26 protein-coding genes and 1 pseudogene are annotated in these 20,576 nt (G+C 36.8%); 20 read left to right on the top strand and 7 right to left on the bottom strand.

The annotated features are described in order from the left end of the window. Nucleotides 1-115 precede the first annotated feature (115 nt). From trmB to Bandiella_RS06045, 10 genes are all read left to right on the top strand, one after another. Entirely contained in the window at nucleotides 116-754 is a 639-nt protein-coding gene (gene trmB / locus Bandiella_RS06000) for a tRNA (guanine(46)-N(7))-methyltransferase TrmB (protein ID WP_323732789.1), read from the top strand. After that, nucleotides 751-2,145, top strand: a complete 1,395-nt coding sequence (gene mnmE, locus Bandiella_RS06005; protein WP_323732790.1) for a tRNA uridine-5-carboxymethylaminomethyl(34) synthesis GTPase MnmE — start codon at nucleotides 751-753, stop codon at nucleotides 2,143-2,145. The genes trmB and mnmE overlap by 4 nt, the downstream gene beginning before the upstream one ends. A gap of 147 nt (nucleotides 2,146-2,292) precedes the next feature. After that, on the top strand, nucleotides 2,293-4,104 hold the full coding sequence (gene mnmG, locus Bandiella_RS06010; RefSeq protein WP_323732791.1) for a tRNA uridine-5-carboxymethylaminomethyl(34) synthesis enzyme MnmG: 1,812 nt from the start codon (nucleotides 2,293-2,295) through the stop codon (nucleotides 4,102-4,104). A 3-nt stretch (nucleotides 4,105-4,107) separates the two neighbouring features. Then, entirely contained in the window at nucleotides 4,108-4,893 is a 786-nt protein-coding gene (locus Bandiella_RS06015) for a ParA family protein (protein ID WP_323732792.1), read from the top strand. A gap of 90 nt (nucleotides 4,894-4,983) precedes the next feature. Further along, nucleotides 4,984-5,907, top strand: coding sequence for a ParB/RepB/Spo0J family partition protein (locus Bandiella_RS06020; RefSeq protein ID WP_323732793.1), 924 nt, complete (start codon nucleotides 4,984-4,986; stop codon nucleotides 5,905-5,907). A gap of 17 nt (nucleotides 5,908-5,924) precedes the next feature. Further along, entirely contained in the window at nucleotides 5,925-6,683 is a 759-nt protein-coding gene (locus Bandiella_RS06025; RefSeq protein WP_323732794.1) for a MotA/TolQ/ExbB proton channel family protein, read from the top strand. Between the two features lie 12 nt (nucleotides 6,684-6,695). Further along, nucleotides 6,696-7,115 carry an ExbD/TolR family protein gene (locus tag Bandiella_RS06030; RefSeq protein ID WP_323732795.1) on the top strand — a complete coding sequence of 140 codons (420 nt, stop codon included), beginning with the start codon at nucleotides 6,696-6,698 and terminating at the stop codon, nucleotides 7,113-7,115. A 6-nt stretch (nucleotides 7,116-7,121) separates the two neighbouring features. Next, a complete protein-coding gene (locus Bandiella_RS06035) occupies nucleotides 7,122-7,976 on the top strand; it encodes a hypothetical protein (protein ID WP_323732796.1) in 855 nt (284 codons plus the stop codon). A gap of 58 nt (nucleotides 7,977-8,034) precedes the next feature. Further along, a complete protein-coding gene (locus tag Bandiella_RS06040; protein ID WP_323732428.1) occupies nucleotides 8,035-8,427 on the top strand; it encodes a transposase-like zinc-binding domain-containing protein in 393 nt (130 codons plus the stop codon). Continuing rightward, the gene (locus Bandiella_RS06045; RefSeq protein ID WP_323733416.1) at nucleotides 8,411-8,791 is read left to right on the top strand and encodes an IS1 family transposase; all 381 of its coding nucleotides are present in this window, start codon (nucleotides 8,411-8,413) and stop codon (nucleotides 8,789-8,791) included. Before Bandiella_RS06040 ends, Bandiella_RS06045 begins: the two co-directional genes overlap by 17 nt. Here Bandiella_RS06045 and Bandiella_RS06050 read toward each other — a convergent pair. Continuing rightward, nucleotides 8,770-9,114: a DDE-type integrase/transposase/recombinase gene (locus tag Bandiella_RS06050; RefSeq protein ID WP_407651242.1), complete on the bottom strand. Its 345-nt coding sequence runs from the start codon at nucleotides 9,112-9,114 to the stop codon at nucleotides 8,770-8,772. The two genes, Bandiella_RS06045 and Bandiella_RS06050, sit on opposite strands and share 22 nt — an antisense overlap. Nucleotides 9,115-9,527: 413 nt before the next feature. Here Bandiella_RS06050 and ltrA point away from each other — a divergent pair, with 413 nt between their 5' ends. From ltrA to Bandiella_RS06075, 6 genes are all read left to right on the top strand, one after another. After that, nucleotides 9,528-10,934, top strand: a complete 1,407-nt coding sequence (ltrA, locus tag Bandiella_RS06055; protein ID WP_323732406.1) for a group II intron reverse transcriptase/maturase — start codon at nucleotides 9,528-9,530, stop codon at nucleotides 10,932-10,934. Continuing rightward, nucleotides 10,907-11,287 (top strand): hypothetical protein, encoded by a 381-nt coding sequence (locus tag Bandiella_RS06060; protein ID WP_323732474.1) that lies wholly within the window; start codon nucleotides 10,907-10,909, stop codon nucleotides 11,285-11,287. Before ltrA ends, Bandiella_RS06060 begins: the two co-directional genes overlap by 28 nt. 151 nt (nucleotides 11,288-11,438) lie before the next feature. Then, a complete protein-coding gene (locus Bandiella_RS06065) occupies nucleotides 11,439-11,570 on the top strand; it encodes a hypothetical protein (RefSeq protein ID WP_323732797.1) in 132 nt (43 codons plus the stop codon). Nucleotides 11,571-11,604: 34 nt separating this feature from the next. Next, nucleotides 11,605-12,030 (top strand): IS1/IS1595 family N-terminal zinc-binding domain-containing protein, encoded by a 426-nt coding sequence (locus tag Bandiella_RS06070; protein WP_323732544.1) that lies wholly within the window; start codon nucleotides 11,605-11,607, stop codon nucleotides 12,028-12,030. Then, on the top strand, nucleotides 11,979-12,323 hold the full coding sequence (locus Bandiella_RS07615) for an IS1 family transposase (RefSeq protein ID WP_407651266.1): 345 nt from the start codon (nucleotides 11,979-11,981) through the stop codon (nucleotides 12,321-12,323). The genes Bandiella_RS06070 and Bandiella_RS07615 overlap by 52 nt, the downstream gene beginning before the upstream one ends. A gap of 172 nt (nucleotides 12,324-12,495) precedes the next feature. Further along, nucleotides 12,496-12,729, top strand: a complete 234-nt coding sequence (locus tag Bandiella_RS06075; RefSeq protein WP_323732798.1) for a hypothetical protein — start codon at nucleotides 12,496-12,498, stop codon at nucleotides 12,727-12,729. A gap of 64 nt (nucleotides 12,730-12,793) precedes the next feature. Here Bandiella_RS06075 and Bandiella_RS06080 read toward each other — a convergent pair whose 3' ends face one another. After that, complete coding sequence (locus Bandiella_RS06080) at nucleotides 12,794-12,916, bottom strand: hypothetical protein (protein ID WP_323732799.1); 123 nt, start codon at nucleotides 12,914-12,916, stop codon at nucleotides 12,794-12,796. Nucleotides 12,917-13,233: 317 nt separating this feature from the next. Between Bandiella_RS06080 and Bandiella_RS06085 the strand changes: the two genes are divergently transcribed. Genes Bandiella_RS06085 through rpiB form a run of 4 tightly spaced genes read left to right on the top strand, consistent with a single transcriptional unit; the run spans nucleotide 13,234 to nucleotide 15,619 of the window. Next, on the top strand, nucleotides 13,234-14,166 hold the full coding sequence (locus tag Bandiella_RS06085; protein WP_323732800.1) for an RluA family pseudouridine synthase: 933 nt from the start codon (nucleotides 13,234-13,236) through the stop codon (nucleotides 14,164-14,166). Next, nucleotides 14,156-14,659 carry a pantetheine-phosphate adenylyltransferase gene (gene coaD, locus Bandiella_RS06090; RefSeq protein ID WP_323732801.1) on the top strand — a complete coding sequence of 168 codons (504 nt, stop codon included), beginning with the start codon at nucleotides 14,156-14,158 and terminating at the stop codon, nucleotides 14,657-14,659. The genes Bandiella_RS06085 and coaD overlap by 11 nt, the downstream gene beginning before the upstream one ends. Next, nucleotides 14,631-15,176, top strand: a complete 546-nt coding sequence (locus Bandiella_RS06095; RefSeq protein WP_323732802.1) for an SH3 domain-containing protein — start codon at nucleotides 14,631-14,633, stop codon at nucleotides 15,174-15,176. The genes coaD and Bandiella_RS06095 overlap by 29 nt, the downstream gene beginning before the upstream one ends. Before the next feature lie 2 nt (nucleotides 15,177-15,178). Beyond that, a complete protein-coding gene (gene rpiB, locus Bandiella_RS06100) occupies nucleotides 15,179-15,619 on the top strand; it encodes a ribose 5-phosphate isomerase B (RefSeq protein WP_323732803.1) in 441 nt (146 codons plus the stop codon). A gap of 102 nt (nucleotides 15,620-15,721) precedes the next feature. On the opposite strand, the pseudogene Bandiella_RS06105 reads toward rpiB, so the two are convergent. The 5 genes and pseudogenes from Bandiella_RS06105 to ileS all read right to left on the bottom strand — a co-directional run. Beyond that, nucleotides 15,722-16,207, bottom strand: a pseudogene (locus Bandiella_RS06105) (IS6 family transposase); the annotation flags it as partial. An 18-nt stretch (nucleotides 16,208-16,225) separates the two neighbouring features. After that, nucleotides 16,226-16,426, bottom strand: coding sequence for a hypothetical protein (locus tag Bandiella_RS06110; RefSeq protein WP_323732757.1), 201 nt, complete (start codon nucleotides 16,424-16,426; stop codon nucleotides 16,226-16,228). Between the two features lie 10 nt (nucleotides 16,427-16,436). Next, nucleotides 16,437-16,571, bottom strand: coding sequence for a hypothetical protein (locus Bandiella_RS06115; RefSeq protein ID WP_323732804.1), 135 nt, complete (start codon nucleotides 16,569-16,571; stop codon nucleotides 16,437-16,439). Between the two features lie 155 nt (nucleotides 16,572-16,726). After that, entirely contained in the window at nucleotides 16,727-17,335 is a 609-nt protein-coding gene (locus Bandiella_RS06120) for a lysophospholipid acyltransferase family protein (protein ID WP_323732805.1), read from the bottom strand. A 112-nt stretch (nucleotides 17,336-17,447) separates the two neighbouring features. Continuing rightward, nucleotides 17,448-20,576: an isoleucine--tRNA ligase gene (gene ileS, locus Bandiella_RS06125; protein ID WP_323732806.1), complete on the bottom strand. Its 3,129-nt coding sequence runs from the start codon at nucleotides 20,574-20,576 to the stop codon at nucleotides 17,448-17,450.

Raw genomic sequence — 20,576 nt, forward strand, 5'->3', positions numbered from 1 at the left:
AGTCGGGCTCATTTCTACACTGTATTCTATGTATAAGAGATACAAGGATGAGTTGGAAATGGTTGTTTAGCTGTTGTCTTGGGTATAGAGTTTTGATTTTTTCTTTTTTTGCACAATGAATCACACTTTCGAGTATATACCGTATATTTCGAGAAGAAACGGCCATATAAAAAGCGAAGAGAATTTAGCTTTGTTGGATAAATACTCATGTAGCTCGTCTATTGCCTATCGAAGGGTGGGGTTCGCCCTTTTTAATTTAGAGATAGGTTTTGGTTCGGGTGAGTTCATATTGCAGGAAGCAATAAAGAATCCAGGGGCTTTTTACTATGGTTGCGAAGTATACAACCCTGGCATTGTTAAATTGGTGCGGAATCTGGAAAGCAAAAACATTGATAATGTTTGTGTTTACAAAGGTGATGCAAGAGAGTTTTTGCTTGGCGCTCCAGACATGTTTTTTGAGAATATCTATGTATTATTTCCTGATCCATGGCCTAAAAAAAAGCACCATAAAAGGCGATTGATAAATGCAAATTTCCTGCAATTTATTGCAAAAAAATTTCGTTCTGGTTTGCATATCGCGACTGACCATGATGGGTATGCTAAAAGTATATTGCATGAAGTTAGTCAATGTGACAGCTATGTAATAGAAAGATTAGAGATGACTAGAGACAAGATTTTTGGTACAAAATTTGAAACAAAGGCGATGTCGAGAGATAGTAGTATCTTGAGTCTTATTCTAAAGCATAGATCATGAGCAAAATCTTATCCCAAAATGATACAATTTATGCCTTATCTACTTGTTACGGAAAGGCTGGGGTAGCTATTGTCAGAATCTCTGGCCCCGAGGCTTTGCGAGTTCTGCATGACATGCAATTTGCAAAGCGAATAGTGCCTAGAATGGCTACTTTGGGCAAATTATATGACTGCTTAAGCTCAGAACTTGTTGACGAAGCAATTGTTATATACTTCCCTAAAACCAGCAGCTATACAGGCGAAGACGTGGTGGAACTTCAAATTCACGGTGGTATTGCTGTAATTAACAAGATCATCTCGATTCTTAGTTCGCTAAACTACTTGCGTCTGGCTCGTAATGGCGAATTCACTAGAATAGCTTTGGAAAATGATAAGATTTCTTTGGCGAAAGCGGAGTCGTTAATTGAGCTTATAAATTCGGAAACCGAACATCAAAGGAAGGTTGCGATCAGGCACTATAATGGAGACCTAGAAGAAATGTACATTCGTTGGAGAAAGCTAATTGTCGGACTGTTGTCTATAGCCGAGGCTTATATCGACTTCCCGGATGACATGCTGACTTTGGGGGAGTTGAATAAGCTTGACCAAGATATCGAATCTTTGCTGGCTGAATTGCAAAGTAATATAGCATTTTTTGATAAAGCAAATGCGTTAATGAGCGGTATCACCATTTCTATTATAGGTGCTACTAATGTTGGTAAATCAACGTTGATGAATATCTTGTCAAAAAGCGATACATCAATTGTTTCTAACGTAGAAGGAACAACTAGGGATGTTGTTAAAACAAAGATAGAGTTGTGTGGCCTCCCTATAATAATCCAGGATACCGCTGGATTCAGAGAAACGGACGATGTTGTAGAAATAATGGGAATAGATAAAAGTAAAAAAGCAATGAGAGATGCGGATATTGTTGTGGTTATGTTGGATGTTTCGAACTTAACTGATTTGTCTATTTTTTTGCAAGTAGAGAAGTTTAAAAAAACCGAGACATATGTTTTGGTTGTGTTGAATAAGATTGACAAAGTTGATAATTCTGATCACAGTGAATTGCAGTTGATTAAGTATCTTGACTCAATAAACTTTCGGTACAACAACGTACTTGCCACGTCTTTAAAATTGGAGCAAGATCAGTCTGAAGTTATTAATTTGATAGAATCTGTTGCAAAAGAGTTTGTCCAATTTGGAGATGTTAACATGATTACCAATATAAGGCATCAGAATACTTTGCAAGACTGCTCCTATCATTTGAAAAACTCTTTGTCTAAAGAGGCGTTGGAATTAAAGACAGAAGAGCTTAGATATGCAGCTAAAGAGATAGGCGGATTGCTTGGAGATATCACTATGGAAGAAGTTTTAGACGAAGTTTTTAGTAGTTTTTGTATAGGAAAATGATATAATCTCTATCATAAATATACTCCACTTGCATTGCAAGTAATTGCGTCAGTTGTTTTGAAAATTTATATCGCAAAACAGCTAACATAAGTCTTGTTTGATATGGATGTTGGAATTGTTTCACGTGAAACATAAAAGCTTGATATGATGAAAAAATATGATGTTATAGTTATCGGCGGAGGTCATGCTGGTTGTGAAGCTGCTGCTGCAGCTGCAAGAATAGGAGCGAAAACCTGCTTGATTACAAAAGATGTAAACAATCTAGGAGAGTTGTCTTGTAATCCATCTATAGGTGGGGTAGCAAAGGGTATAATAGTAAGGGAGATAGATGCTTTAGATGGGCTTATGGGCAGCGTGATAGATATGTCTGGCATCCATTTTAAGGTGTTAAACGAAAGTAAAGGGCCTGCGGTTTGGGGGCCCCGAGCTCAGGCAGATAGGGTTTTGTACAAAAAATTTATGCAGAGTGCTCTATTGAATTATCAGAATCTGGAATTGCTCTATGGGACGGTGGAAGATTTGCTGATCTCTGGAGAAAAAGCAGAAGGAGTTGTCTGTAATGGGGTTAGTATATATGCGCGATCGGTTGTTATAACTTCTGGGACTTTCTTAAATGGAATGATTCATATAGGCAAAGAAAAATATGAAGGTGGAAGATTTGGTGAAAAATCGATTACAGCTTTAGCAGCAAAGCTAAGAGAATTAAACTTCAATATTGGCAGGTTAAAAACTGGCACTCCAGCAAGATTAAAGAAAGATTCTATCAATTGGGATGTTTTAGAAAAACAGTTAGGCGATAAAGCGCCACAGCCGTTTTCTGAGCTGACTGATAAGATATTGCAAGAGCAAATCCCTTGCTATATAACGTATACAAATGAAGAAACGCACCAAATAATTCATAGCAACATAAAATCTTCTGCGATATATTGTGGTGCTATAACGGCACAGGGGCCTAGATATTGCCCATCTATTGAGGACAAAGTAGTGCGATTTAAAGACAAGTTGAGGCATCAAGTGTTTTTGGAGCCTGAAGGGCTCAGGAGCGACTTGATTTATCCAAACGGCATATCTACGTCGCTACCTCAAGAAGTTCAGATGAAATTTATACGTACAATTAAAGGGTTGGAGAGAGCTGAGTTAGCAAGATTTGGTTATGCTATAGAATATGATTACATAGACCCGCAGGAATTAAAAGAGACTTTAGAGGCTAAAAAAATCAAAAACTTGTTTTTTGCAGGGCAAATTAATGGTACGACAGGTTATGAAGAAGCCGCAGGGCAGGGTTTGATTGCTGGGGCAAATGCTGCTTTAATTTTAAGATCTCAGCAGCTAGTTTTATCGCGCGACAACTCATATATAGGGGTGATGATCAATGACTTAGTTAATTTTGGAACGCAAGAACCTTATAGAATGATGACTTCAAGAGCGGAGTATAGAATTAAGCTAAGATCGGATAATGCACCAGAAAGACTAACTTCACTAGCTGCGGAGCTAGGACTTATCTCTAGCAAAAGGTTGGATAAATTAAAAGAGGTGCGCTTAAACAAAACGCGGCTGGAAGAGTTTCTAAGAACGAAAAAATTTGAGGGTAGATATGCCAATGCTTTCCAATGGTTGTCGCATGTGAACCCTAGTTTTCAGGGGTTAGAGTCTATGGTTCCGGAAATAAAAAATGAAGACACTAGAGTGGTGATAAAAATTATTGCTGAACAACTGTATAAAGATTACGAGGCACGGCTTGCCAAAGACGTTGAGATATTGCAAAGCGATAAAAAGTTGTCAATTCCGCAAAATATAAATTTTCATGAGATAAAAGGGCTTTCAAACGAGATAAAAGCCAAGCTCATAAAATTTGCTCCAAGTACATTAGCTGATGCAAAAAGAATTCAAGGTATGACGCCAGCTGCTTTGATTGCAATTACGGTATATCTGAAAAAGTTTAACCAAAAGCTTGCTTGATATATGAAGAAAATAACGAAAATTATCTCGATAATAAACCAAAAGGGCGGTGTTGGTAAAACAACTACCTCGATAAACCTACCAGCTGCACTTAGCATGTTTAATAAAAAAATGCTATTAATAGACTTTGACCCACAAGGTAACTTAAGTACAGGGATAGGTGTTAATGAGCAAGATCAAGAAAACACCATATATTCTATATTAACTAGTGCAAATGAAGATATTAACAACGTAATAAAAAAAACTTTAGTGCCGAATATCGAAATTATCGCTGCAAACCAGGATTTAGCAGTTTTTGATATAGAAGTGGTCAATATTAAAGATAAAGAATATTTGTTGCATACTAAATTGAAAGAAATCCAGGGGAAGTATGACTACGTTTTTATAGATTGCGCTCCTTCGTTAAGTCAATTAACAATCAATGCTTTAACTGCTTCAGATGCTGTATTAATACCATTGCAATGCGAATTTTTTGCACTTGAAGGTGTTGCTAATATTTTGAAGATAATTGACTCTGTAAAAGCTAATTTAAATCCAAATTTAAGTATAGAGGGAATACTGTTGACGATGTATGACAGGAGAAATAGGTTGTGTAAAGAAATTGTTGAGGATGTTAGAAAAAATTTTGGCGCTATTGTATATGATCAGGTGATCCCAAGAAATATAAAATTGTCTGAGGCAAGCTCATATGGGAAGCCTGTGATTTTATATGATAGTAACTGTTCAGGTTCAATTGCATATATGTTGCTAGCTCAAGAAATGCTAGCTAAGCAAGTATATATACAGTGATATGAAAAAGAATAGGTTTACTATCAGCGGCGGTTTATTTTATGCTCATATTCAAATCTCTCAAGCTATCCTGGGTTTATTTATGTTATAATGGAATTTTATGATGAACACTTATTTGCAACGGTTAATTATATGACAAAACATGAATTCAAGGCTTTAGGGAAAGGTTTGGCTTCCTTAATACCCAACAAATCTTCGATTACTTCTAGTTCTGCAACAAATTTTATACAAGAAGGGTTTGAGGTAGAGCTGGACAGGATTGTCCGAAATGAGAATCAGCCTAGAAAAAGCTTTAGAGATGAAGATATCTCTGAGCTGGCAGAATCTATTAAAACACATGGTGTGTTGCAGCCCATATTGGTTAACGCAATGGATACGGGCAACTACCAAATTATAGCTGGAGAGAGAAGATGGCGCGCTTCTAAACTTGCTGGTCTTAAAACAATGCCTGTAATTATCAAAAATTTCACAGACAAAGAGAATATTGAGATTTCTTTGATAGAAAATATACAGAGGGAAGATTTGAGCCCTCTTGAAGAAGCTGATGTATACGAAAAATTGATTGAAGATCACGGCTATACCCAAGAAAAACTTGCAGAGAAAATAGGTAAAAGTAGAAGTTATATTGCAAACCTTGTCAGGTTATTAAAGTTGCCTGAAAGATTTAAAGAGTTACTAGCTAAGGATAAGTTATCTGCAGGACACGCAAGGTTGCTTATCAATTGCAAAAGTCCTGATGATCTTGTAAAAAGCATTCAAGAAAATAACTTAAGTGTACGTGAAGCTGAAAAAATTGTTAATAGTAAGCGACCATTGAAGACTATAGATGATTATAAAGGCCTTAAAGACCCAGATTTAATAAGGCTAGAGAAAAAAATAGAGCAGAAAATAAAATTAAAAACAAAGATAACAATTAGGGAAAAAGATGGTAGTATTACCATCAACTTCAATACTATGGACGAATTTGACTATTTGATTGCAGTTTTGTGTGAAGACGTACAACTAAAGTTTTAATAAAATTATATTATAGCATGAGAAATATAGAAAAAATGCCTGTCAAGAAGTTTGTGGAATCTGATGTGGTTAACATGGCAGACGTGCAAATGAATGTCGTTGCGAACAAGTCTTTTTCAGCGCTGGATATGTTTATGCAAGCTGATATTTTTGTTCAGCTTATAATGCTCCTGTTGGTTGCTATGTCGATTTATTCTTGGGCGATTGCCATCGACAAAATCTTTCTACTTAAATCAGTGAATAGAGAATATTTATTATTTAATAAGTTGCTGCAAGATAATCACTACGATGTTAGAGCTATTGAGCAAAAACATTTTTCTTTGATAAAGAAAATGAACATTTTTGGAGACATTATATTCATTATCTATAATCGCCTGTATGTCGCATCTCCCAATAGTCTTCATGCTAATGACTCACTACAATCTGCAAAAAATGAATTGTTGCAAGACGTTGAGCTAAAAATACAGGAGATAAATGAGCAAATGGAAAGTAAATTATATTTGTTAGGAACCATTTCTAGTTCTGCCCCATTTATTGGATTACTTGGCACAGTTTGGGGGATTATGAATAGCTTCCAATCAATCGTATTTATGAAAAACGCAAGCATAGCTGCAGTTGCTCCAGGTATAGCTGAAGCTTTGTTGGCGACGGCTTTGGGGCTGGTTGTTGCAATTCCCGCGCTAATTTTTAATAATAAATTTTACAGCAGTCTTGAGTCATTAGACGCCAAGTTAAATGTTGTTTTTAATAGGTTGCTAACCAGACTAAAAGTATAATCCCCTAATATTATGCAAAAATACTTTTATACACATAATAAAAGACGTAAATATAAGATTAAATCTGAGATTAACGTTACTCCTTTTGTTGATGTGATGTTAGTTTTGTTAATCATCTTCATGCTAACATCGCATATGGTTACTAGTGGAATAGATATAGACTTACCAACCTCTGGAGAAAGTTTTACTAAGAAAGAAGAATACATTAACATTAGCATCAATAAAAAGTCAGAAATATACTTACAGGAAAGTGTGGTGGCAAAAGAAGAATTGGTGAAAAAAATAGCAGCTCTACTAAAAGAAAAGCCCAAGACACAGATTTTGTTAAATGCAGATAAAGAAGCCAATTATGGTGAAGTAATTAATATTTTTAGTACATTAAGGCAAGCTTCTATCCATAATGTCACATTAATAACAGAGGAACAGTACTGAGTCCTGATGAAAAAAAGTGTTTTATTTTCCGTAGTTTTACATGTGGTAATAACGTTGATGTTATTGCTCAATTTTCAAAATTTGAAAAAGCCTAAGAAAATCAGTAGCCAACAATTCTCAGTAAAAATTATTGGGAAACAAAAAAATCCTAATGAGCGTGTAGTACAAAAACCGATTGTAAAAGAAGAAAAACTTGAACCGGTAGCTTCAAGGCAAGTAAATCAAGTAGATAAAAAAGAGGGGGCTATAGAAAAAAAAAGTGCAAAAGCGCCAAGTAAAGAAGAGGTAAAAGCAGAAACAAAAAAAGTAATAGAGGTAACAAAGTCAAAAGTCAAAAAAGAAAGTACTAAACCTGAAGTTAAGAAAGTGGAGGAAAAAATAGAGAAAAAAGATTCTAGGCCTGAGGAGAAGAAACCAAAGAAGGGGGAGCGAAGTGATGAACAGAAAAAAAAGCCACAACAAAAGCCAAAAGTGACTACAGAAGAAAATAAAGCTCAGGTAGATGTTTTTGCCCAATCACTTGGAGAGATATCAGATAATGCTACAAGTTTTACAGCTAAAATAGCTAACTTAGTTGACGATGACCTGGCTATCATAAAAAATCAAGTTTCACGTAACTGGATAAAAAGCGCATGTATTGGTGCTGAAAATACAGAGATAGTACTAGAGATGCGAATCAACAATAACTGTGATATCATCGCTACTAATATTGACATGGCAAAGTATATTCAATCTCAAGAAACTTTGGCTTGTGCAAATAGTGCGCTTAGAGCTGCCCAGCAAATTGAAAAACTAGAGTTAAAAACAGAGAAGTGCAAAGAAATTGGTAGTGAGCTTATAGTTCTGCGGTTTAATCCATAAAGTTAACGCGGTATACCTCGAGTAGGGAGTGTTGCCATAAGATAGATAAGATGCTAAAATGAATATAGCGAGCAACAAAGAAAATAGAAATATGAATACAGAGTGTAAAAAATGCAGTAGCAGTAAATACGTTAAGAATGGTAATATTAGGGGTATGCAAAGGTATAAATGCAAAGAGTGTGGATGTAATTTTACAAACACTAAATTAAGAGGCTGTTCGCCAGAGATGAAGGCTCTGGCAGTGTTATTGTACAGCATGGGAAAAAGTAGCTTTAGATGGCTAGGGAAATTATTTAAAGTAGCTCATACTAGCGTATATAAGTGGATAATACTGTATGCTAAAAAGATACCAAGACCAACAGTGCCGGAAGAATTGAGAGAAGTTGAAATAGATGAGATGTGGCATTTTGTAGATTCAAAAAAACAAATTATGGATATGGAAAGCCTATAGTAGGGAGCTCAAGAGAGTTGTTGCCTGGGTGGTTGGTAAGCGTAACGTTACAACCTTTAGAAAATTGTGGAAAATCATAAGTAGAGATAATTGCAGTTATTACACAGACGATTGGTCTGTTTATTCAGAGGTTATACCTCGCCATCAACATGTTGTTGGCAAACAACATACACTCTCAATTGAGTCCAATAACTCAAACACAAGGCACAGAATTGCAAGAATGACCAGAAAAACAAAGGTAGTTTCAAAATCTGAAGAAGTTGTCGATCTTACGATTAAGCTCTGGGTACGGCACCGTCAAGTTAATGGAGGTAAGGGCGTGACAGAGCATCTTTTTGAAAATTATGCAGCAGCTATGGATTGAGCGGCGTGATCCCAAATAGATTTAGCTTCGAAAAACATTTCTTTTTGCTTGCTAGAACTGTTAATATACCTGCCCACATCTACTGAAAATATGTTCCTTATTTTTCCCATCAAAGAAAGAGTTTGCTGTACCCCAGAAGGAGATTTGAATTTTATTAGGCATTTCTCTTTCCTGCGTGTTGGTTGGTGTGCATTTTCAACCCTATTATTTAATCCTTTATGGCGCCTATGCTCTGTTTTAGGGCACATTTCTTTTATAGGTTTGGTATAGCTTTTTAATTTATCTGTCACGATTACTCTGGGTACTGGATGTGCGCCGGGCATGATGTAAGAGCAAAGGGTTCAAGTCCCTTATGGGCTGAGATAGAGCGGTCCATTAGCTGAGGCAAGGTTAACTTCGTGAGGAGTTGGCTGAAGGAAGCTGACGGCAAAGTAAGGCTGAAACGAACAGAAACTTGGTAGTAGGCCGTTATAACTGGGCAACCTAGCATTAACTGGAATAGCCCGCCTCTATGCGGAAGTGTATAGCGGTAAACCAAGTTCAGCCTTATGGAGGTCTTGCATCTTACCCCGGGAGGCCTTTTATCTAGCTTGAGTATAAGCTACTTTGCTAGCAATAGTAGAGGACAGGATAAAAGGAGTCAGCAGAAGGCATAGTACTTAAGAGAATCGGTACCTCTCTTGAGGAAGGCCTGAATTAGATTTGTTAGGTACTGGAATTTTAATTTTGGAGTTATATGGTAGCAAAAGATAGCAATACCATCCACGGATCAAATAGTGAAGGCAGTACTGGAGCTGTTGATCATGAGGCGCATAGAGTAACTTCAGCAATTAGAATACCCCAGGACCTTGCAAAAGATGTAATTGGGGATGTAGTTAAAACTGCAAATCTCAAAAGTGCCTTTAAAGCAGTAAAACGCAATAAAGGTGCACCTGGTATCGATAAAAGAACTATCAATGAAGTACAAGAGTCCTTAGATGAGATTATCCAAGAGCTCCAATCTTCAGTTATCAACGGCAAATATACTCCTTCCTGTGTTAGAGGAGTACAAATACCCAAGCCTAATGGTAAAACCCGTTTGCTTGGCATACCTACAGTAATTGATAGAATGGTGCAGCAAGCTATAGTTCAAGTTTTATCACCTTTGTTTGATCCACACTTTTCGGACAATAGCTATGGATTTAGACCTAAGCGTTCTGCGCAAGGCGCTATGTCCAAAGCTAAAGAATTTGTAAAGTCTGGTAAATCATGGGTGGTGGATATGGACATAGAAGCTTTCTTTGATAACGTCAATCATGACATTTTAATGTCTCTAATTGCACGCTCTATCTCTGATAAGAAGCTCTTAAAGCTGATTAGATCGTTCTTAAACGCAGGCATGATGCAAAATGGCTTAATGAGCAAGAGAGACCTAGGGACCCCACAGGGTGGACCGCTCTCCCCTCTTCTAAGCAATATCTTGCTTCATGAACTTGATAGAGAGCTTCATTTACGTAAGCACTCTTTCGTCAGATACGCTGATGATTGTAACATTTATGTTACTTCTAAGAATGCTGCACAGAGAGTACTTACATCTATAACGAAGTTTCTTAACAGTAAGCTCAAACTTAAAGTTAATCTTACTAAAAGTGCTACTAGCTCTGTTCAAGACCGTAAATTCCTTGGATTTACATTGTTAACAGATGGCTCTGCTATTATTGCTAGAGAATCTATATCTCTCTTCAAAGATAAGGTTCGCCTTATCACCAAAAGAAGTAGAGGTGTTAAATTTGATACAATAATCAGAGAGTTAAATCAAGCTACGAGAGGCTGGTTTCACTATTTTAAGTGTTCCGACTTTCCAAAGCCTCTGTGGCATCTGGACGGTTGGATTAGAAGGCGTCTTCGTTCTTACAGGATAAAACAGCGTAAAAGAAAATTCTCGATCAAAACTTTTCTAACTGCTCATGGTGTATCTCAGCGATCTAGCTGGTCACTTGCTTGCTCTAGAAAAGGTTGGTGGAGAAAATCTCTATCTCATGCTGCTCACCAGGCTCTCAATTTAAAGTATTTTGAGAGGAACAACCTATTTTCCATGTATACATCTTTTGTTAAACACAAATCTGAAACCGCCGTATGCGACATCGCTTGTACGGTGGTGTGAGAGGGAGATTCAGCAATGGATCTCTCTACTCGATTAAGTGTTCCGACTTTCCAAAGGCTCTGTGGCATCTGGACGGTTGGATTAGAAGGCGTCTTCGTTCTTACAGGATAAAACAGCGTAAAAGAAAATTCTCGATCAAAACTTTTCTAACTGCTCATGGTGTATCTCAGCGATCTAGCTGGTCACTTGCTTGCTCTAGAAAAGGTTGGTGGAGAAAATCTCTATCTCATGCTGCTCACCAGGCTCTCAATTTAAAGTATTTTGAGAGGAACAACCTATTTTCCATGTATACATCTTTTGTTAAACACAAATCTGAAACCGCCGTATGCGACATCGCTTGTACGGTGGTGTGAGAGGGAGATTCAGCAATGGATCTCTCTACTCGATTATGAAGATTTGTTGAATGTTGTGACCCCTATAGGTTTTTTTTACGTACTGATCTCATGCGTACTGTTTAGAGTATATATGGACTATGTACCTGAGTTGATTGACGCTTTAGGAGGAATGGCAAAACAACCATTGAAAAATCTCTACGGAGGAACACCAGGTAGTCAAAGTGGCATGATGTTTGATGGGGGAAATGCTATAAACAACGGGAGTGTTTTAAAAGGGATAGGAAAGAAGAAAAGAATGTGATATAAGGAGAGGGAAGGAAAAAAGAAAGGGAAAAATGGAGAAAATAGAATGTAAATATTGCAAAGGGAAAGAGGTATCAAAAAATGGATATGCAAGGAAAAAGCAGAGATACAAATGTAAGAGTTGTAATAAAAACTTTACAGAAGGAGATGGTAGGAAGAATTGGAAATATGGTAATAAAGAGAGGAGCATGGTGATAAAGATGTATCTAAATAACTGCGGAATTAGGAGGATAGCTCACATATTAAATATCCCGTTAAGTACAGTATTTTATTGGATCAAACAAGCAGGGAAAGTAGTAGATGAGATGGTGACGAATCAAAAGATAGAGGGAGATAAGAAGCGTATAGAGATATTAGAGATGGATGAGCTATATACATACGTCAAAAAAAAGAGAATAAAACAAGAATATGGACTGCTGTCGATAGGGACAGATTCAAAACTGTTGCGTTTAAAGTAGGTTCAGGTGATAAAGAAAATTACGTAGATTTAGCTCGTGAGCTAGGAGAAAAATACCAAATTCGTTATATGTGTACAGATGGGTATGAGGTCTATTGTCATTATAAAATTGCTCAAATACATCTGCAGACAAAGTCTGAAACTTGTTTGGTTGAGAGCTTCAATTCCTCCTTAAGGGATATGCTTGCTAGATTAAATCGCAAGACTAAACGCTTTAGCAAGTGTTCTGAAATGCTAAGATTATCCCTTGTTTTATTTTTTAACAAAGCTTTAGCTCTTTCTATCTATTTATGAACACTCCCTAAACAACTTGAGAACTAAAATTCAAGAATCCATACAGCAGTCTGATGCATACAAAAGGATGAGCAGTACGCTGGGTAATGCAGTTCAAAGGCTAAGTCCTCTTTATGGTATAGACTGGCTCGCTTCCAAAGCTCTTGCAAAGCATGGAGTTAAGCAGGGTGATATGCTAAAATCAATAAGCAATCTGTACCTTGGGGCAGAGAAAGCCATCAGTAAAACTAGCAATGTTGTTAGCGAACAACTATCCGGCACATATGATAGCATTATGTCTAATCAAAATAATGGCCTAAATGTTGTTGACATAAATGATGAGGTCAAAAAAGGCAATTTATACTGGGATACATTTAAAGATAAAACGAAAAAGAACGCTTATTATATGGTTCTGTCGCATCTGTGAAAATTCAGTGCAAAAAGTGAAAAGTGAAAATTTCAAAGTGCGGAAAATCGGGAGTTAAAAATTCTTAATTTTTACTTTTTATTTCAAAAATTAACAGATGCGACAGAACCTCAAAATGTAGCCAGAGCTTAATCGTAAGATCGACAACTTCTTCAGATTTTGAAACTACCTTTGTTTTTCTGGTCATTCTTGCAATTCTGTGCCTTGTGTTTGAAGTATGACGACGCCAACTTTTGAAGCTAGCGTAGTATACAGCTATAAATAAGGTTATGCAGAAGCTACGTTATGTGCTAGTATGTTGCGTTATTACGCAACTAAAACATTTTAATTGATGGCGTTCATATTACTCACATAACTTTAAAGAGAGCAAGGAGTATGAGTGATAAGCATGAGAAGCATATAAAAGTACGCAACTAAATGCAAAGTCCAAAAATATGACAACGCCAATTTTTGAAGTTAGCGGAGTATATAGATTGTATTATTAAAAACATATGAGGTCCTCTAATGGAAATAAGAACTTTGCAAGTAGAAAAAAATGATGATGGACTGAGGCTAGATAGATGGTTTTATAGAAATTTACCATCTATGCCGTTTGTTGTTGTGGCAAAATTGATAAGAAAAGGACAGGTCAGAATTGATGGTAAAAGAGCGAAGATTAATTCTTATGTAAAATCAGAACAGATCATCAGGACCCCAGTAATAGAATTTGAAGAACACAAACGGCAGCCTGATGTAAAACCAAACAATTTCAATAGTACCAAAGCGGCAATACTAAAATCCGTGATCTTTGAAGATGAGAATTTGATGGTGCTTAATAAACAATATGGCTTATGCGTTCAAGATGGCACAAATGTGAGTATTTCTATAGATCGTATTCTAAGGCTGGCTGGTATTGAAGCAAAAATCGTCCACAGAATTGACAAGAAAACAACAGGTCTGCTAATATTGGCAAAAAGCTCCTATGCTGCTGCAGAAATTAGCAAATTATTTCGGGATAAAGACATCAACAAGACCTATTTAGCAATTTTATGTGGGGTGCCAGAGGAAAGAAAAGGAGTTATTCAAACGGTGATTCCAAAGTTTGAATCAGATTCGTCAAAAGAGCAAGCTGCAGAGACTAAATTCCGAGTCCTAGTTACATATCAAGATATGTTGTCATTGGTTGAGATGACCCCTCTAACCGGCAGAAAACATCAGATTAGGTTGCATAGTAAAGAAATAAACTGCCCGATACTGGGAGACTCAAAAAACAAATATCGCGGCAGTGGCAATAAAAATAGTGTATACAAAAATGCCAAACTTCACTTACATGCTTATTCTTTAAGCTTTAAGTTATTTGACAAAACTTATAATTTAAAAGCAAAACTCCCTGATCATTTTTTGGACACCATGACAAAATATTTTCCAACTGCAAAAATTAAGGGGTATGACTTCTAAACAGATAGCTATATATCCAGGAACTTTCGACCCAATTACGCTGGGGCACCTTGATGTTATAAAACGCTCTTCCTTGATATTTGGCAAATTAATAATAGCGGTTGCTGCAAATCCATCTAAAACTCCATTATTCTCTGTTGAAGAAAGGAAGGGGATGATAAAAGAAGAACTCTTTTATCACGGATTGAAAAACGTTGAAGTAAAATTATTTGACGGATTGCTTGTTGAATTTGTAAAAAAAGAAGGTGCTGTTATAATAGTGCGTGGTTTAAGAGCTGTAACAGATTTTGAGTATGAGTTCCAGATGTCATTCATTAACAGAACTCTTGACCCCAGCGTTGAAACAATCTTCTTACCAGCAACAGAAGGTGTGCATTTCATATCATCAAGTTTTGTGAAAGAAATCACCAGGCTGAAAGGTGATACCAAAAATCTGGTGCCACAAAGGGTGCAAGAAAAACTTATTGCCAAATTTAGCCATGCAAATAAATAAAACAACGATATTTTTAATATGTTGCATTTTCACACTTATTGCCATTAGCTGTAATGCAGCAGAACTAGGGCAAGTTACAGGCTTGCCAATCAATAGGTATGTTAGCCTTAAATCTGATGAAATAAAACTGAGGGTTGGCCCTGGCCAAAAATATCAAACCTCGTATATATATCAATGTAAAAACTGCCCAGTAAAAATCATAGCAGAGTTTGATAATTGGAGAAAAATTCAAGATAAAGACGGTACGCAGGGGTGGGTTCATCAAAGTCTGTTGAGTGGTGTGAATTACGCAATTATCAAGGATAATAAATTGGCTGCAAACTCAATTTTGAAAAAGGAAATAACAAACAATCACTCACTCATATTTAAAGCTCCGAATGAAGGCTCTAGCCCTATTGCAAAAGTTGAGTTTGATACGATAGTAAAAGTGCGTAAATGCGAAAACGAATGGTGCAGGGTTGATGCGGGGAATTACACTGGTTGGATCCAAAAAATAAACTTATGGGGCGTTGAATGAGTATGAAGAAGAAAAATAAGATAGGAATTGCAAGTGATCATGCCGGATATGAATTAAAGCGAGAACTTCTCTGTTATCTTGAAGAAACAGTTGTTGACTATGGAACATATAACGACGAACCCGTTGATTACCCTGACCTTGCGGCTGAATTAGTTAAAGATATTGAACTTGGGCAAATAAATTACGGCATACTAATTTGTGGTTCTGGAATTGGAATGTCCATATGTGCTAACAGGAATAAGTTTGCAAGAGCAGCTTTATGCTATAGCATGGAAGCAGCAAAACTTGCAAGAGAGCATAATGATGCCAATATATTGGTGCTAGGAGCTAGATTTACACCATTTGAGGATTCAAAAAATATCTTAGACATATTCTTAAATACAAAATTCGATGGTGGCAGGCATCTAAGAAGAATAAAAAAGTATAGTGCTTCGAATTTGTAGAGACCGCTGATACTTTTACGGGCAAAGCAGCCAAAGCTATCAAGTCTCTCGGCACCGTCAAGTTAATGGAGGTAAGGGCGTGACAGAGCATCTTTTTGAAAATTATGCAGCAGCTATGGATTGAGCGGCGTGATCCCAAATAGATTTAGCTTCAAAAAACATTTCTTTTTGCTTGCTAGAACTGTTAATATACCTGCCCACATCTACTGAAAATATGTTCCTTATTTTTCCCATCAAAGAAAGAGTTTGCTGTACCCCAGAAGGAGATTTGAATTTTATTAGGCATTTCTCTTTCCTGCGTGTTGGTTGGTGTGCATTTTCAACCCTATTATTTAATCCTTTATGGCGCCTATGCTCTGTTTTAGGGCACATTTCTTTTATAGGTTTGGTATAGCTTTTTAATTTATCTGTCACGATTACTCTGGGTACTGGATTTGATTGTAATAATCTTGATAAAAACCTTATCGCAGACTTTTTATTACGTCTGGTCTGTAGGAAGACATCTATCTCATATCCATCTTCATCTACAGCTCTCCACAAAATAAAATATTTACCGTTAATTTTAATGCTCATCTCATCCAAATGCCATTTATCCTTTGCTTTCCTCTACTTCTTCTTGATTATATCTAAAAACCTTTTTCCAAATTTAATACACCATGCTCTTATCGTTTCATGGCTTACTTCTATACCCCTGTATAACAACTCTTCTGCTACGTCTCTATAACTCAAATTAAATCTGTGGTACAACCAAACTGCATGTCCTATTATCACCATTGGATATCTGTATCTGCTCGCTCTTTCTTCCATTGTTTTTCTATTATTTTTTATTTTGCTCCAATTTACTATTTTTTCCCTCTTCTCTCAATACCTTTTGCACCTCAACTTTTTTAACTTGACGGTGCCTACAGAATAGGACGCAAAGCCCAGTGTATATTTTTTCTATTTTGTTCATTCTCTGAAAGCATCACATATCATAGTCCACAGTATGTGTTATTTTTTTATATTAAGCAACAAAATACTAAAAACCGCTGCAGCATTAGAAAGCAAGTAACGCAATGCGAAGTCTGCAGACTCTCCAAGTAGAAATAATTATTCTTTACGGTCTTTTTAACTTCTACATAGATCATCACTATGACAGTCTATGGTGGTTTTTAAATATTTTAACAATTCGTCCTTATTTGTTTTAGTGTTAACTGAAGGAAGCACCTTCAAAACTACAGTTCCTGGATACTTCCACCACGACCCTTTAGGCCAAAAAACACCAGAATTAACAGCAACTGGAATAATAGGGGTATTGGGAAACTTATTGTGCAGTGCTGCAATCCCTGCTTGATACTCTACAGAATCAAATGGTTTAACTCTTGTTCCTTCTGGAAAAATTATAACACTTCGATTTTCTCCTAAACTTTTCTCGCAAGCCCTCAACAACTGTTTCAATGCTAACATACCGCCATTTCTGTCAATCGGGATCATTCCCATGTGCTGTAGAAACCATCCATAAAATGGTATGCTAAGCAGCTCTTTTTTGATTACATATACGGGAAACTTCAGATATTGTAAGAAAAATGCCGTTTCTATCACTGATTGATGCTTGCATGCTATTATGAATGGGGATTTAGGTAGGTTCTCTGCGCTTAAAATTTCCACTTTGATATTGCAGATAAACCTCAAGGCCCTTATCACCACATAAGACCATGAAATGCCTAATATAGACATAATTTTGGGATTCCTAAGAAAAAATAAAGGAGATAAAGTTGCTGATATCAAAACCGTCCAAACTGGCAAGAATATATTAAAAATCAAAGACCTAATAAAAAGCGACATACATCTATACTTTTATATGCAACCTAATTGCGCCACCATCAAGATTGAATACCTTGCTTTCTTGTGATGAATCAATTTTATCTTTCAATTCTATGGCTAACGTTTGCTCTTTTATGTATTCGTGCCATTTACTGATTGATTCTTTTACTATTTTGTCATCCGAAGACATCTCAAGATATATCTTGTCCGTGATATTCAAGTCCATCTCTTTTCTTGTTTGCTGGATAGCTCTTACTATATCGCGCGCTATTCCTTCCAGCTCAAGCTCCCTAGTTACTTCTAAATCAACCAGTACTAAAGCATCGTTTGTTGAGAGAGCGGATATATTATGTTTATATTCGCCCTTAGCTTCTAATAGCAATTCAAACTCATCTGCATTCAACAAACAGCCAGCAATCTCAACACTATTACCGACAAATCTCCAATTACCTTCTTTGTTGGCTGCTACTATATCTTTAACTTTTTGTGGCAGCCTCTTTGCCAACATTGGAAAGCTTATCTTCAATCTATAATCTGCATATTGAGCTATTTCTTCTTTGCCAAGATTAACCCAACTCTTTACATTGATTTCATCAAGCACAAGCTGCTTTAACTCGGCAGAGAAATTCGCATCAGCAACCCCGATAAAAGTAACTTTTGCAAGTGGTTGCCTAACGCGTATGTGTCGCTCATTTCTAATTCTGAGTGCGGTATTGCATGCATCACGCACTTTTTCCATATTATTTATCAAAGTTTCTTCATATGGGATAGAGGACGTGTCTGGATATAATTCCAGATGAACACTTTTAGAAGTTTGGTCAAGATTTGAGAAGATCGCTTCTGTGATTAACGGTAGTAACGGTGCTACACTACGTGTAAATACGTGCAGAACAGAATATAACGTGTTGTATGCAAAGAGTTTATCTTGATCTTTTTGATGGCGCCAAAATCTCTCTCTTGAACGCCTGATGTACCAATTGTTTAAAACCTCAAGAAACTCCTCAACAGCTTTTGTCGCAGAAACAGTGTCATATTTATCCAAAGAAGCTTGGATTGTATCCGTAACATTTGCCAACTTTCCGATGATATACTTATCGAGCACATTCGTTGATGTTAAATCGAAACGCACTGCGACTTTATCCGCTTTTGAATAAATTGAAAAAAAGTTAAATGCATTCCAAAGCGGTTTTATAACAGTTTTGACTGCTTCTCTGATACCATTTGCGTCCTTGTCCATCACAAGCTCCTGACCTTTCATCACAGGTGATGACATCATGAACCAACGCATTGCATCCGCTCCATATTTTTCAAATACCTCTTTGGGGTCGGGGTAATTCTTTAAGCGTTTTGAAAGCTTTTGCCCTCCGTCCCCAAGAATAACACCGTGACAAATACAATTCAAAAATGGTGGTCTATCAAACAAAGCGGTCGAAAGAACCGTCATGGTATAAAACCAACCTCTTGTTTGCGCCAAGTATTCAACTATAAAATCAGCAGGAAAGTGATTTTCAAACCATTCTTTATTTTCAAATGGATAATGCATCTGCGCATATGGCATAGAACCGCTTTCAAACCAACAATCTAATACCTCTGGCACTCTCCTTAATTTTGATTGGCCTGTTGGGTCTTTTGGGTTTGGCTTAGTTAAATCATCGATGAACGGACGGTGTAGGTCATCCACCCTTACCCCAAATGATTCTTCTATTTCTGTTACGGAGCCGTAAACTTCGATATGAGGATATTTTGGATCATCACTTTGCCAAATTGGGATCGGACATCCCCAAAACCTGTTCCTTGAAATTGACCAATCTCTTGCATTTTCCAGCCACTTACCGAACAGTCCAGCTTTAATATGTTCAGGTATCCAATTGATCTGTTTGTTATTTTCGATCATTTTGTCTTTTATTGCCGTCACTTTCACATACCAAGAGGAAACAGCCTTATATATAAGTGGTGTGTCAGTACGCCAACAATGTGGATAATTATGGATATACTGTTCTGTTTTTATCCAAAGGTTCAGGTTTTTTAAACGGATTATAATGTCGTCATTTGTTTCAAAGACTTGTTTGCCAACATAATCTTCAACCGGATAAGTAAATTTACCAGCAGCATCCACTGGACAAACCAACTCTATCCCATATTTTTCACAAAGAATCTGATCGTCTTCCCCAAATCCTGGTGCTATATGCACAATTCCGGTTCCGTCATCAGTTGTTACAAAGTCGCCTGCTAGGATCGTAAATGCTTTTGGATGATCTTTAAAAAACTCAAAAGGTGGTATATAACTTAAGCCTATAAGTTCAGCTCCTTTGAATTTTTTTATGACAGAAGAGCCTAGCTCTTTAGCATATTTTGGCAGCAAATTTTCAGCTATTATAGCAACCTTCCCTTCCTTTTCCACTGCAACATAATCAATTTCCCTACCAACAGCAATCGCAAGATTTGATGGCAACGTCCAAGGAGTTGTCGTCCAAACTGCAAGCACCACAGAACCATAGCCTGCTATTATGCTGTCTCCATTCTTTAACTTAAAACCAAGTGTAACTGCTTTACTATGCTTTTCTCTATACGCATTGTCCATTCTTGTTTCAAAATCCGAGACTGGAGTTTCACAGGCCCATGAATATGGCATCACTCTCATAGATTGGTAGATTAATCCAGCTTTATAGAGTTCACTAAAAGCCCAAATCACACTTTCCATGTATGGCTTATCCATGGTTTTATAGTCATCCTTAAAATCAACCCAACGAGCTTGTCTATTAACGTATTCTTGCCATTCATTAGTGTATTTTAAAACAGACTCCTTACAATGTTGATTAAATCTATCTATACCATACTTTTCAATCGCAACTTTGCCTGATATCCCAAGTTCCTTCTCAGAGTACATCTCCGCAGGCAGTCCATGACAATCCCAACCAAATCTTCTATCTACTTTTTTACCTTTCATCGTTTGATACCTGGCGAATAAATCTTTGATGAAGCCAGTAAGAAGATGTCCATAATGAGGTAAGCCATTAGCAAATGGAGGTCCGTCATAAAAAACAAACTCTCCTTCTCCCCTCAAACTTTGTTCGAAGGTTTCATCATCATGCCATTTTTTCAAAACTTGTTTTTCTATAGCATTGAAGTCATCTGCATCTAAGTTTATTGCCAT

This window comes from Candidatus Bandiella woodruffii (genome assembly GCF_034359465.1).
Classification (GTDB): Bacteria; Pseudomonadota; Alphaproteobacteria; order Rickettsiales; family Midichloriaceae; genus NDG2.